This window comes from Bradyrhizobium sp. DOA1, from assembly GCF_001593325.1.
Classification (GTDB): Bacteria; Pseudomonadota; Alphaproteobacteria; order Rhizobiales; family Xanthobacteraceae; genus Bradyrhizobium.
This window is the reverse complement of sequence record NZ_JXJM01000001.1, coordinates 4,292,375-4,305,158: the sequence shown is the minus strand read 5'-3', so window position 1 is coordinate 4,305,158 and position 12,784 is coordinate 4,292,375. Positions and strand designations below refer to the sequence as shown.

Below are 12,784 nucleotides of genomic sequence, written 5' to 3'. Positions count from 1 at the left end.
GTGGGCGCATGAAACCCGTTATCAGCTCCATCGAAATCGAGAACCGCGTCATTACTGCCAAATATCAACGACTAATGGTTGGCGCAAAGGTGGTGCTGGTCGAGAAGGCAAGCGGTCGGCAGTTGCCGGAGACGGTCACCAGGGTCGCCTCGCCGGTTCCCGTCGGCGCGCTGCGCATCAGATTGCCGGAGGCGATCCGGGCAGGGACGTACTTCCTCAAGGCCTTCAACGGGCACGGCGAGGACGCCGCGCAAAGCACGGACTTCGAGATCGGCTAAGCCGTTGGAGTTTCACCGTTTCGGGACCGCCTGCGGTCGCGCCGAATTGACAATTGTCAATTGCCGCCTCGTCTAGCCGTGGTGTAAAGCCACCTATGGGCGCGGATCGTGCGCCGCCGGAAGCTTGCCAGATGACGCTATGGTTCGTGTTCGCGCTGATGACGGTCGCGGCGATTTTCGCCGTGCTCCTTCCGCTCGGCCGCAGCGGACGCGCGCAAAACCAAGGCAGCGAAGTCGCGGTCTATAAGGACCAGCTGGCCGAGATCGAGCGTGATCTCGGTGCGGGCCTGATCGCCGCCCCTGAAGCCGAGGCCGCGCGCGTCGAGATCAGCCGCAGGCTGCTTGCCGCGGCCGGCAGCGAGGCGGCGTTGGAGCCGAAGTCGAGCCTGAAATGGCGCCGAGCGGCAGCCGTGCTGGCGCTGATCGGCCTGCCGCTGGTTGCGATCGGCGTCTACATGCCGCTTGGCTCGCCCAGGCTTCAGGACTTTCCGCTGGCGCAGCGCGAGCGCGGGCCGGTGTCCAACACGCTCGAGAATATGGTCACGCAGGTCGAGCAGCATCTCGAAAAGAATCCGACCGACGGCCGTGGCTGGAACGTGCTCGGGCCGGTGCTGCAGCGGCTGGGCCGCTTCGACGATGCGGTGCGCGCCTATCGCAACTCGCTGACCTATAATGGTGAGACGTCGGAGCGCCGGGCCGATCTCGGCGAAGCGCTTGCGGCCGCTGCCGGCGGCGTCGTGACTGCTGAAGCCAAGACCGAGTTCGAGCGCGCGCGCGCGCTGGACGCCGACGATCCCAAGGCGAACTACTTCCTGGGGCTCGCCGCCGAGCAGGATGGACGCAAGGAGGATGCGGCCAATATCTGGCGCGCGCTGCTTGCGAAGGCGCCGGCGGATGCGCCATGGCGTGCTCTGGTGCAATCGTCGCTGGCGCGGGTCGGCGGAAGTACGATGCCGGCGCTGTCGGACGAGACGATCGCTGCGTCCAAGGATATGGCCGAGGGCGAGCGCAACGCGATGGTGCGCGGCATGGTCGACCGCCTCGCCACGCGGCTGAAGCAGAACGGCGACGATGTCGACGGCTGGCTGCGCCTCGTGCGCGCCTACCTCGTGATGGGCGAGCGCGACAAGGCCGTCGGGGCATCGGCCGATGCCCGGCAGGCAGTCGCTGGCAATGCCGAGCGTTTGCGCCAGCTCAACGACGGCCTCAAAACTCTCGGGCTCGACGGATGACGATGTCGGGACGAGGCGAGCGGAGAACGGATACGCCATGACGCGCAAGCAGCGACGTATGACCATCATCGGCGGCTCGCTCGCCGTGCTCGCGCTCGCGGCCGCGCTGGTGCTCAACGCATTGCGCGACTCCATCGTGTTCTTCTCGACGCCGACGATGGTCGCCGAGAAGCACGTCGAGCCCGGCAAGCGGTTTCGCCTTGGCGGCCTGGTGCAGCCCGGCTCCCTCCAGCGCGGCGACAATCTTATGGTGACCTTCGAGGTCGCCGACGGCAGCGCCAAGCTTCCGGTCGCCTACAAGGGCATCCTGCCCGACCTGTTCCGCGAAGGGCAGGGTGTCGTCGCCGAGGGCGCACTGGACTCCAACGGCGTGTTCAAGGCCGACACCGTGCTCGCCAAGCACGACGAGACCTACATGCCCAAGGACGTCGCCGATGCCCTGAAGAAGCAGGGGCACTGGAAGGACGATTACGATCCCAAAGCCTCCGGCGGCAGCAAGCCTCAAGCCGCGACGGCGCAGGGCAATCCGCAGGGAGCGGTGCGGTGATTGCGGAAACAGGACACTACGCATTGGTGCTGGCGCTCGGTCTCGCACTGATCCAGTCGATCGTGCCACTGGTCGGCGCGCGCCTGCGCGATCCTGCGCTGATGAACGTGGCGCGCTCCACCGCGCTGGCGCAGCTCTTGTTCGTCGGCGCCTCGTTCACCGCGCTGGTGATGCTGCACGTGAACTCTGATTTCTCCGTCGCCAATGTCTACGAGAATTCCCACTCGATGAAGCCGCTGCTCTACAAGATCACCGGCGTCTGGGGAAACCATGAAGGCTCGATGCTGCTGTGGGTGTTGATCCTTGCCCTGTTCGGCGGCCTCGTTGCGGCGTACGGCAACAATCTGCCGTTGTCGCTGCGTGCGCATGTGCTCGCCGTGCAGGCATGGGTCGCCAGCGCCTTCTATCTGTTCATCCTGGCGACGTCGAACCCGTTCCTGCGCATCGCCAACCCACCGATCGAAGGACGCGACCTCAATCCGGTGCTTCAGGACATCGGCCTCGCCGTGCATCCGCCGATGCTCTATCTCGGCTATGTCGGCTTCTCGATCTCATTCTCCTTCGCCATCGCGGCGCTGATGGAGGGACGGATCGATGCGGCCTGGGCGCGCTGGGTGCGGCCGTGGACACTGGTCGCCTGGATCTTCCTGACGCTCGGCATCGCCATGGGCTCGTACTGGGCCTATTACGAGCTCGGCTGGGGCGGCTGGTGGTTCTGGGATCCGGTCGAGAACGCCTCGTTGATGCCGTGGCTCGCCGGCACCGCGCTGTTGCATTCGGCGCTGGTGATGGAGAAGCGCAACGCGCTGAAGGTCTGGACCATCCTGCTGTCGATCCTGACCTTCTCGCTGTCGCTGCTCGGCACGTTCCTGGTGCGCTCGGGCGTCATCACCTCGGTGCACGCCTTCGCCACTGATCCGACCCGCGGCGTGTTCATCCTGCTGATCCTCTGCCTGTTCATCGGCGGCAGCCTGGCGCTGTTCGCGGGACGCGCGACGTCGTTGAAGCAGGGCGGCCTGTTTGCGCCGATCTCGCGCGAGGGCGCGCTGGTGCTGAATAATCTCCTGCTCACGGTTGCCTGTGCCGTCGTGCTGTTCGGCACGCTCTATCCGCTGGCGATGGAGATGCTGGCCGATTTCAAGATGTCGGTCGGTGCGCCCTTCTACAATCTCACCTTCGCCCCGCTGTTCGCCCTCTTGCTGCTCGCCGTGCCGTTCGGGCCGCTGCTGGCGTGGAAGCGCGGCGATCTGCTCGGCGTCACCCAGCGCCTGCTCGCAGCCGGCGTTGCCGGGCTCGTCGTCGTCGCCATCGTTTGGGCCTGGGTGCGGGGCGGCAGCGCGCTGGCGCCGCTCGCCATCGGGCTCGGCGTCTTCGTCATTGCCGGCGCCGTCACTGATCTCGCCGAGCGGACTGGCCTGGTCCGCCTGCCGTTCGCAACGGTGCTGCACCGGGCGCGCGGCCTGCCGCGCTCGGCCTGGGGCTCCGCCTTTGCACATGCCGGTCTCGGCGTGGCGCTGATCGGGATCGTTTGCGAGACCACCTGGAATAGCGAACATATCGCGACGATGAAGCAGAACGACGTCGCTCAAATCGCAGGCTACGACGTGAAGCTCGACGGCTTGCTTCAGCGCCAGGGGCCGAACTATCGCGAGATGATCGCGGAATTCAACGTCAGCCGCGACGGTGAGCCTGTCACCGTCATGACGCCGTCCAAGCGCAGCTTCACCACGCGCGGCTCCTCCACCACCGAGGCGGCACTGATGACGCGTGGCGCGAGCCAGCTCTATATCTCGCTCGGCGATGCCACCGCCGAAGGCGCCATTGCCGTGCGCATCTATTACAAGCCGATGGTGCTCTTGATCTGGTGGGGGCCGGTGCTGATGGCGTTCGGCGGCGTGCTGTCGTTGTCCGACCGGCGCCTGCGCGTCGGCGCGCCGAAGCCGGCGCGCGCCAAGCAGCGCCTCCAGCCGGCGGAGTGATCCGATGCGCCGGATGATGGCTGCGTTCGTGGCGCTGCTGCTGCTGGCCTCGCCTGCCGCGCTCGCTGTGCAGCCCGACGAGATCATGTCGGATCCGGTGAAGGAAGGGCGCGCGCGCGAATTGTCGCGAGAGCTGCGTTGCATGGTCTGCCAGAACCAGTCGATCGACGATTCCGACGCGCCGCTGGCGCGCGATCTCAGGCTCCTGGTGCGCGAGCGCATCGCGGCGGGCGACAGCAATTCGCAGGTGCTCGACTTCCTGGTCGCGCGTTATGGCGAGTTCGTGCTGCTCAAGCCGCGCTTCGAGCGGCAGAACCTGCTGTTGTGGCTGCTCGGACCGGTGCTGCTGATCGGCGGCGGCCTTGCGTTATGGCTGCAAATCCGGCGTCGTGCGCGAAGCGGTGCAGACGTACCGGCTCCACCGCTCTCGCCGGAAGAGAAAGCGCGACTCGCTTCCTTGATGTCGGACGACGCGAAGTCGTCCTAGCTACGCAATGATACGTAGGCCGCCGGGAAGCGCGAAGTCGACGAGTTCATCGTCAGCGTCAGGGCGAGCTGACGTCGCCAAAAACCTGATCTGGCGTGCGTCACGGGAACTCGACTAAGTTCCTGGAGCGCAACGCTTTTTTGACTGCGCTAAACTGCCGCATCCACTTGCCGCTTCATTACGAAAGTTTAACCCCGCCGCCAGCGCACGGTAAGGCGGGAGCCCCCATGTTCAGGTCCGTAAGGTGCCGCCATCCGGCGCCAAAAGAATTTCAAGGCCCTGGAGATCTCTACATGACCGACCGTCCCGACCTCTCGAACCTTCCGTCCTACCGGCAGCCGCGCCGGTCGGTGTTCTCCGCACGCAGGATCGCGCTGATGGCCTCGGTCGTCGCCGGTCTCGGCGCGGCCGTCTATGGCTTCAGCCCCTCGACCTCGCCGGCCAACCTGTTCGCGAGTCCGGCGCATGCGCAGGTCAACAACGAGGTCCGCAAGGTCGAGCGTCCGGTCGGTTTCGCTGATGTCGTCGAGCGCGTGAAGCCGTCGGTGATCTCGGTGAAGGTCAACATGAAGGAGAAGGCCGCGAGCAACGATGACGGCGATGACCAGTCCTCGCCGTTCCAGCCGGGCTCGCCGATGGAGCGCTTCTTCCGCCGCTTCGGCGGGCCGGATGGTATTCCCGGGCTGAAGGGCGGTCGTGGCCGCGTCGTGCAGGGCCAAGGCTCCGGCTTCTTCATCTCGGCCGACGGCTATGCCGTGACCAACAACCACGTGGTCGACGGCGCCGACAAGGTCGAGGTCACCACCGACGACGGCAAGACCTATACCGCCAAGGTGATCGGCACCGATCAACGCACCGACCTCGCTTTGATCAAGGTCGAGGGCAGCTCGAACTTCCCGTTCGCCAAGCTTGCCGACAGCAAGCCGCGGATCGGCGATTGGGTGCTCGCGGTCGGCAATCCCTTCGGTCTCGGCGGCACCGTGACCGCGGGCATCGTCTCGGCCAGCGGCCGCGACATCGGCAACGGCCCCTATGATGATTTCATCCAGATCGACGCGCCCGTGAACAAGGGCAATTCCGGCGGCCCGGCCTTCGACACCAATGGCGAGGTGATGGGCGTCAACACCGCGATCTACTCGCCCTCGGGCGGCAGCGTCGGCATCGCCTTCTCGATTCCGGCCAACACCGTCAAGAGCGTGATCGCCCAGCTCAAGGACAAGGGCTCGGTCAGCCGCGGCTGGATCGGCGTGCAGATCCAGCCCGTCACGTCCGACATCGCCGACAGCCTCGGCATGAAGAAGGCCGAAGGCGCGCTGGTGGCGGAGCCGCAGGCGAACGGTCCGGCGGCCAAGGCCGGCATCGAGTCCGGCGACGTCATCACCGCGGTCAACGGCGAAGCCGTCAAGGACGCCCGCGAGCTTGCGCGCACCATCGGCGGCATGGCGCCCGGCGCCACCGTGAAGCTCAACGTGCTGCACAAGGGCCAGGACAAGGTGGTGAACCTTACGCTCGGCCAGCTGCCGAACACGGTCGAGGCCAAGGCCGACACCGACACTGACAGCGGCAAGGGTGCGAGCCGCGGCACCGATGTGCCGAAGCTCGGCATGACCGTCGCGCCCGCCAATTCCGTCGCCGGTGCTGGCAAGGAAGGCGTCGTGGTCACCCAGGTCGATCCGAAGAGCGCCGCGGCCGAACGCGGCTTCAAGGAAGGCGACGTGATTCTCGAAGTCGGCGGCAAGAGCGTTGCCACCGCCGGCGAAGTCCGCGACGCCATCAACACGGCGCGGACCGACAACAAGAACAGCATCCTGATGCGCGTGAAGAGCGGCGGCCAGTCGCGCTTCGTCGCCGTGCCCATCGCCAAGGGCTGAGGCGTCAGGAGGCTTACGAGATGAAGGGTGTCGCCGGCATCAGTCGCCCCCGCCGGTGGCGCCCTTCGGGGGAGCAGCGCAACGCTCGCTTCCCCTGTCTACCTTCCGGTGGAATTACGCCCCCCTCCGTCGGAAGGCCTAGGGCGGTGAGGTCCCCCCAGCCTCACCGCCCGCCTTTTCCCCGCTCCGAGATGGTCCCGCTCGGCTTGCATGCGATTGCCGTCCGCGCCATGTTTAGAGAAGGTTCACGCCCTTGACTGCCGCCGAACGCACGATGCGCCTCCTCATTATCGAAGACGACCGCGAATCCGCCGACTATCTCGTGAAGGCGTTTCGTGAGGTCGGGCACATTGCCGACCACGCCGCCGACGGCGAGGAAGGCCTCGCCATGGCCGAGAGCGGCGAATACGACGTGCTGGTGGTCGACCGCATGCTGCCCAAGCGCGACGGCCTGTCGTTGATCGGCGCGCTGCGTGACAAGGACAACAGCACGCCGGTGCTGATTCTCTCCGCGCTCGGTCAGGTCGACGACCGCATCAAGGGCCTGCGCGCCGGCGGTGACGATTACCTGCCGAAACCCTATTCCTTCGCCGAGCTGCTCGCCCGCGTCGAGGTGCTGTCGCGCCGCCGCGGCGGACCCGCCGAGGACACGCTCTACCGCGTCGGCGATCTCGAGCTCGACCGTCTCTCCCACCGCGTGGCCCGCGGCAAGGACGAGCTGACGCTGCAGCCGCGCGAATTCCGCCTGCTCGAATACCTCATGAAGCATGCCGGCCAGGTGGTGACGCGCACCATGCTGCTCGAGAACGTCTGGGATTATCATTTCGATCCGCAGACCAACGTGATCGACGTGCACATTTCGCGGCTACGCTCCAAGATCGACAAGGGTTTCGAGCGCCCGCTGCTGCACACGATCCGCGGCGCGGGGTACATGATCCGTGACGGCATTCGGTAAACTCGTCCGCACCACGGCGTTCCGGCTGACGCTGGTCTATCTGCTGCTGTTCGCGATGTTCGCGGCCTCGCTGCTGGCGTATTTCGCCTGGAACACGCGGCGCCTGATCACCGAGGAAATCACGCAGACGGTCAATGCCGAGACCTCGGAGATCAGTGAGATCTACGGCCGCAGGGGCTTGCGCGGCCTCGTGCTCGCGATCGAATACCGGGCGCTGCGGCCGGGTGCCAACCTCTACCTCGTGACCACGCCGACCGGACAGGCGATCGCCGGCAATGTCGGCTCGCTCGCGCCCGGCGTGATGGCGACGCGCGGCTGGTCCGAGACGGCCTATCGTCGCATCGAGGATGCCGACGAGCGCGATCATCGCGCGCTGGTGCGCGTCACCGAGCTGGAGAACGGCTTCCGCCTTCTGATCGGCCGCGATCTCGACGAGCGGCGGCGGCTGTTCGGCATCGTGGCAAAGGCCGCGCAATGGTCGGTCCTGATCGTCGTGGTGCTCGGCCTCGGCGGCGGCATCTTCGTCGCGCGCCGTGTCCTAAGGCGCATCGACGCGATGACCGGCACCACGCAGAGGATCATGTCCGGTGATCTCAGCGAGCGCCTGCCCGTGGGGCGCAGCGGCGACGAGCTCGACCGTCTCGCCGAGAATCTCAATGCCATGCTGGAGCGGATCGAGGCGCTGATGGCGGGGCTGAAGGAAGTCTCCGACAACATCGCGCACGACCTCAAGACGCCGCTGACGCGCCTGCGCAACCGCGCCGAGGAAGCGCTCGCCAAATCCGGCTGCGAGGCGGACTACCGCGCCGCGTTGGAGCGAACCATCGAGGAATCCGACGGGCTGATCCGCACCTTCAACGCGCTCCTGATGATCGCGCGCGCCGAGTCCGGACAGGCGCGCGGCAACATGGACGACTTCGACGCCGCCGAGGTCGCGAACGGCATCCACGAGCTCTACGAGCCGCTCGCCGAAGACGACGGCATGACCCTAAAGGTCAAAGCAGAGCCGACGCCGGTTCACGCCAACCGCGAGTTGATCAGTCAGGCGCTCGCCAATCTCGTCGAGAACGCGATCAAATATGGCAAGCCTGCGGCGCAGGCCGCGGGAACCGTGGTCAGCATGGACGCGAGGCAGATCACGATCGAGGCGAAGCGCGACGGCGACCAGGTGCTGCTGAGCGTCACCGATCGTGGCCCGGGCATCCCGGAAGCGGATCGCAAGCATGTGGTCGAGCGATTCGTGCGGCTGGAAGCCAGCCGGACGCTGCCGGGCTCCGGCCTCGGCCTCAGCCTCGCCTCGGCGGTTGCGACATTGCACGGCGGCGAATTGCGCCTGGGCGATGCGCATCCCGGCCTCGTCGCCACGCTCGTCCTGCCGGCGCGCGCGGGCGCCGGCGACAGGGTTGCTCCGCCAATACCGGATGTGCCACAGAAGGTGGCATGAACCACTCCGCGCCGGGAAACGCGGACAAGCATGGTGAGAGCCTCGCCGCACGCTTCGCGGAAGCTCCCTGTGTTGCCGCTTCCACAACCGACGAGACTCGTTTTTCGAATTGGCTGGCCGAACTCGAGCCGGCGCAGTCGGCCCGTCTCGAATCGCTGCTGGTTCGTCCCTTCGCGCGGGATATTCTGACCGGCATTGCGGAATTCTCGCCCTATCTGTTCGAGCTGGTGCGCGCCGATCCCCTGCGCCTGATCCGGTTGCTCGAATGCGATCCGGATGCGCATCTGGCAGGCTTGATGGCGGAGGCGAGGGGCGCCGTGCTCGCGGCGCCTGACGAAGCCGAGGTGATGCGACTGCTTCGCCGCATGAAGGCGGAGGCTGCGCTCCTGACCGCGCTGTGTGACATCGGCGGCGTCTGGCCGGTCATGCGGGTGACGGCGGCACTGACCGACGTCGCGGTGTTCTCGGTCCAGGCGGCGCTCCAGTACCTGCTGCGGCAGGAAGCCGCACGCGGCAAGCTCTCACCGCCCGATCCAGAAGCGCCCGAGATCGGCTGTGGGCTGATCGTGCTCGCGATGGGCAAGATGGGCGCGGGCGAGCTGAACTATTCCAGCGACATCGATCTCATCGTGTTCTTCGACCCCGAGGCGACGACACTCGCGCCCGATATCGAACCGCAGCCGTTCTTCGTGCGCGTGACGCAAGGAATGGCGCGCATCCTCCAGCAGCGCACCTATGACGGTTACGTCTTCCGCGTCGATCTGCGCCTGCGGCCAGATCCGTCCTCGACACAGGTGGCGATCTCCCGCGACGCCGCGCTGAATTATTATGAGCGGGAAGGGCGTACCTGGGAGCGCGCTGCCATGATCAAGGCGCGCGCCTGCGCCGGGGATCCCAAAGCGGGCGAGGCATTGCTGGCCGAGATCGCGCCGTTCGTCTGGCGCAAGCATCTCGACTTCGCCGCACTCGCCGACGTGCACGACATGAAGCGGCAGATGCAGACCTATCGCGGCCAGAGCGAGGTCGCCGTCGAAGGCCACAACGTTAAGGTCGGCCGCGGCGGCATCCGCGAGATCGAGTTCTTCGCGCAGACTCAGCAATTGATCGCCGGCGGCCGCCATCCGGAATTGCGGGTGCGGCCGACGCTCGAAGCCCTCGACGTGCTCGCCTCCAGCAACTGGATCACCTCTGCCGCGCGGGACGAACTGGCCACAGCCTACGGATTCCTGCGCCGGGTCGAGCATCGTCTCCAGATGATTGCCGACGAGCAGACCCATACGCTGCCCGAGGACAAGGAGGCGGTCGAGCGTTTCGCCTGGTTCTTCGGCTACCCCGATCGCGAGGCTTTTGCGCGCGACCTGTTGCGCCAACTCGGGATCGTGCAGGGCCACTACGAAAAGCTGTTCGAGGGCGACGATCCGACCGGGACGGCCAAATTGCCGGCGCTCGATTACAGTGCGGGTCCAGACGATCCGCGCCTGCTCCAGCACATTGCCGCGCTCGGCTTCAAGAAGCCTGCCGCGGTCGCGCAGACCGTGCGCGATTGGATCACCGGCGATTATCGCGTGTTCCGCAATGAGGCGACGCGAAGCGCCTTCGTCGAGTTCGTGCCGGCCCTGATCGACGGTCTCGCGCATGCCGAGGAGCCGGATCGTGCGGTGGTGGCGTTCGATCAATTTCTCGGAGCGCTCCAGCGCGGCGGCCGGCTGATCACGCTGCTCGGCCAGAATCGCGACCTTGTTGCGCTGGTGGCGCTTGTGCTGGGTGCGGCGCCGCGGCTCGGCGAGATGCTGGCGCGCCAGCCGCAGCTGATGGACGGCCTGATTGATCCGCGCTTCTTCGGCGCCATGCCGGACAGGCAGGAATTGTCGGGACGGTTGGCTGCGACCGTACAGGATGCCGGCTCATACGAAGAGTTCCTGGATCGCCTGCGCCTGTTCGGGCAGGAGAGCCTGTTTCTGATCGGCACCCGCATCCTGTCCGGCACCGTCTCGGCGCAACAGGCGAGCACGGCCTTCGCCGATGTCGCAGAAGGCATCGTCCACACCGTGCATGGTCTCGTCGCCGACCGCTTCGCCGCCCAGCATGGCCGCATCAAGGGGCAGGAGACCGCGATCATCGCAATGGGCCGGCTTGGCAGCCGCGAGATGACGGCCTCATCCGATCTCGACCTGATCCTGCTCTACGATTTCGACAGCGACAATCCGGACTCCGACGGGCCGAAATCGCTGCAAGGCGCCCACTATTTCGCCCGCTTCACCCAGCGCCTGATTAGCGCTTTCACCACGCGCACCAATTACGGCGTGCTCTACGAGATCGACATGCGGCTGCGCCCGTCGGGCCGTGCCGGTCCCGTGGCTTCGAGCCTCGTCTCGTTCGCGGACTACCAGGCCAACGAGGCTTGGACCTGGGAGCACATGGCCCTGACGCGCGCCCGCGTAGTGTCGGCATCGCCCGAATTCCGGGAACGGATCGAGCGCGTCATCCGCGACGTCCTGACCCGCCGCCGTGATCCCGCCATCACTGCCAATGACGTCGCCGACATGCGGCGCGCCATCGCCCAGGAGAAGGGCGAGGCCGATTGCTGGGACATCAAGCATGCCGCCGGCGGCATGGTCGATATCGACTTCATCGCGCAATATCTCCAGCTCGTGCACGCTCACGACAAGCCGGAGATCCTCGACGTCAGCACCATGCAGGTGCTGGAGAACGCATGCAGGCTTGGCGTGCTCCCGCAATCCGAGACCGAGATCTTGCGCGCCGCCGCGCGCCTCTATCACGACCTGACGCAGATCCTGCGACTCTGCGTCAGCGATCGCTTCAAGCCGGAAACCGCCGGCACCGATCTCCAACGCGTGATGGCGCGGGCCGGCGATGCGCCGGATTTCTCCTCGCTGGAAGCGCGGGTGAAGGAGACGCAGAGCGAGGTGCGTCGCGTCTTCACGGCGCTGCTGGAAGGGACGTCGTCTGCTTCAGCGCGGTGAGGGCCTCGCGGACATCGGGCGTGAGGCCGGCGCCGCCTGCATCGAGATGGGCGAAGATCGCGCGCTTCATCCGGGGGTCCCAGAACTTCTTGATGTGCTCGGCAATTCCCGGCACGGCCTTGTCATGGCCCTGGCTCTGGAAGAATCTGCCGATCTGGTTGGCCATGTAGATCAGGCGGTCAGGCGACATCGGCAACCTCCGTGGCATGGCGGCCGACGATACGGTCACCATGCGAGAACACCTCGAACCCGTCCTGGCGGGCAATGGCGATCAGCGTGATGCCGGCGGCTTCCGCCGTCCGCACCGCGAGCGCGGTCGGCGCTGATACGGCGACCATCACGGGGGCGCCGATCGCGGCCGTCTTTTGCACCATCTCCACCGAGACGCGGCTCGTCAGCAGCACCATGCCGCCGCGTGCATCCGTGCGGCTGCGCGCCAGCGCCCCGGCGAGCTTGTCCAGCGCATTGTGGCGGCCGACATCCTCGCGCAGTGCGACGATGTTGCCGGTAGTAGACCAGAACGCGGCGGCGTGAACGGCGCGCGTCTGCAAATTGATCGATTGCAGCGGCGCGATGGCCTGCATCGCCGCCATGATCTCGTTTGGCGTGAAGGTCTGTCCCTGCGGCACGACCGCCGCGGGCCGCACCGCCTGGGCAATGGACTCGACGCCGCAGATGCCGCAACCGGTCGGGCCTGCGACGTGGCGGCGACGCTCGCTGATGCGCGCGGCATCGTCCGAGGCGAGCCACATGCGAAGCTCGATGCCGTCGTCGAGGCGGACCATTTCGAGCGAGCGGATGTCGTCGACGGATTTGACGATGCCCTCGCTCACGCTGAAGCCGACCGCGAAGTCTTCCAGGTTCTGCGGCGTCCCCATCATGACGGCGTAAGTGCCGCCATTGTAGGTCAGCGCCAGCGGCGTCTCCTCCGGGATCAGCCGCGCGCCTTCCGACGCGGCACCGTCGCGCCAGCTCTTGCGGTCGATGGCCTGGACGGGGACGTGCAT

General features: G+C 66.5%; 11 protein-coding genes. 9 read left to right on the top strand and 2 right to left on the bottom strand.

The annotated features are described in order from the left end of the window. Window positions 1-8 precede the first annotated feature (8 nt). The 9 genes from SE91_RS20270 (at window position 9) to SE91_RS20230 (ending at window position 11,777) form a co-directional block, all read left to right on the top strand. Complete coding sequence (locus SE91_RS20270; protein WP_060735580.1) at window positions 9-278, top strand: hypothetical protein; 270 nt, start codon at window positions 9-11, stop codon at window positions 276-278. Window positions 279-409: 131 nt separating this feature from the next. Continuing rightward, window positions 410-1,510: a c-type cytochrome biogenesis protein CcmI gene (gene ccmI / locus SE91_RS20265; RefSeq protein WP_061851221.1), complete on the top strand. Its 1,101-nt coding sequence runs from the start codon at window positions 410-412 to the stop codon at window positions 1,508-1,510. Window positions 1,511-1,547: 37 nt separating this feature from the next. Beyond that, window positions 1,548-2,057, top strand: a complete 510-nt coding sequence (gene ccmE / locus SE91_RS20260) for a cytochrome c maturation protein CcmE (protein WP_008553789.1) — start codon at window positions 1,548-1,550, stop codon at window positions 2,055-2,057. Further along, on the top strand, window positions 2,054-4,036 hold the full coding sequence (locus SE91_RS20255) for a heme lyase CcmF/NrfE family subunit (protein WP_061848846.1): 1,983 nt from the start codon (window positions 2,054-2,056) through the stop codon (window positions 4,034-4,036). Before ccmE ends, SE91_RS20255 begins: the two co-directional genes overlap by 4 nt. Before the next feature lie 4 nt (window positions 4,037-4,040). After that, window positions 4,041-4,523: a cytochrome c-type biogenesis protein gene (locus SE91_RS20250; RefSeq protein ID WP_061848845.1), complete on the top strand. Its 483-nt coding sequence runs from the start codon at window positions 4,041-4,043 to the stop codon at window positions 4,521-4,523. A gap of 293 nt (window positions 4,524-4,816) precedes the next feature. Continuing rightward, the gene (locus SE91_RS20245; RefSeq protein ID WP_061848844.1) at window positions 4,817-6,394 is read left to right on the top strand and encodes a Do family serine endopeptidase; all 1,578 of its coding nucleotides are present in this window, start codon (window positions 4,817-4,819) and stop codon (window positions 6,392-6,394) included. A 274-nt stretch (window positions 6,395-6,668) separates the two neighbouring features. Next, complete coding sequence (locus tag SE91_RS20240) at window positions 6,669-7,349, top strand: response regulator transcription factor (RefSeq protein WP_008553803.1); 681 nt, start codon at window positions 6,669-6,671, stop codon at window positions 7,347-7,349. After that, a complete protein-coding gene (locus SE91_RS20235; RefSeq protein ID WP_061848843.1) occupies window positions 7,333-8,793 on the top strand; it encodes a sensor histidine kinase in 1,461 nt (486 codons plus the stop codon). Before SE91_RS20240 ends, SE91_RS20235 begins: the two co-directional genes overlap by 17 nt. Beyond that, a complete protein-coding gene (locus tag SE91_RS20230; protein WP_061848842.1) occupies window positions 8,790-11,777 on the top strand; it encodes a bifunctional [glutamine synthetase] adenylyltransferase/[glutamine synthetase]-adenylyl-L-tyrosine phosphorylase in 2,988 nt (995 codons plus the stop codon). Before SE91_RS20235 ends, SE91_RS20230 begins: the two co-directional genes overlap by 4 nt. Here the strand turns inward: SE91_RS20230 and SE91_RS20225 are convergent. After that, on the bottom strand, window positions 11,734-11,967 hold the full coding sequence (locus tag SE91_RS20225) for a formate dehydrogenase subunit delta (protein ID WP_061848841.1): 234 nt from the start codon (window positions 11,965-11,967) through the stop codon (window positions 11,734-11,736). The genes SE91_RS20230 and SE91_RS20225 overlap by 44 nt on opposite strands. After that, window positions 11,957-12,784 carry a formate dehydrogenase accessory sulfurtransferase FdhD gene (fdhD, locus tag SE91_RS20220; RefSeq protein WP_061848840.1) on the bottom strand — a complete coding sequence of 276 codons (828 nt, stop codon included), beginning with the start codon at window positions 12,782-12,784 and terminating at the stop codon, window positions 11,957-11,959. The genes SE91_RS20225 and fdhD overlap by 11 nt, the downstream gene beginning before the upstream one ends.

What these genes read in the sequence shown, in the direction of transcription:
- fdhD (WP_061848840.1), bottom strand. Translation starts at nt 12,784, where the DNA reads ATGCACGTCCCCGTCCAGGCCATCGACCGCAAGAGCTGGCGCGACGGT.
- SE91_RS20225 (WP_061848841.1), bottom strand. Translation starts at nt 11,967, where the DNA reads ATGTCGCCTGACCGCCTGATCTACATGGCCAACCAGATCGGCAGATTC.
- SE91_RS20250 (WP_061848845.1), top strand. Translation starts at nt 4,041, where the DNA reads ATGCGCCGGATGATGGCTGCGTTCGTGGCGCTGCTGCTGCTGGCCTCG.
- ccmE (WP_008553789.1), top strand. Translation starts at nt 1,548, where the DNA reads ATGACGCGCAAGCAGCGACGTATGACCATCATCGGCGGCTCGCTCGCC.
- SE91_RS20270 (WP_060735580.1), top strand. Translation starts at nt 9, where the DNA reads ATGAAACCCGTTATCAGCTCCATCGAAATCGAGAACCGCGTCATTACT.
- SE91_RS20230 (WP_061848842.1), top strand. Translation starts at nt 8,790, where the DNA reads ATGAACCACTCCGCGCCGGGAAACGCGGACAAGCATGGTGAGAGCCTC.
- ccmI (WP_061851221.1), top strand. Translation starts at nt 410, where the DNA reads ATGACGCTATGGTTCGTGTTCGCGCTGATGACGGTCGCGGCGATTTTC.
- SE91_RS20240 (WP_008553803.1), top strand. Translation starts at nt 6,669, where the DNA reads ATGCGCCTCCTCATTATCGAAGACGACCGCGAATCCGCCGACTATCTC.
- SE91_RS20245 (WP_061848844.1), top strand. Translation starts at nt 4,817, where the DNA reads ATGACCGACCGTCCCGACCTCTCGAACCTTCCGTCCTACCGGCAGCCG.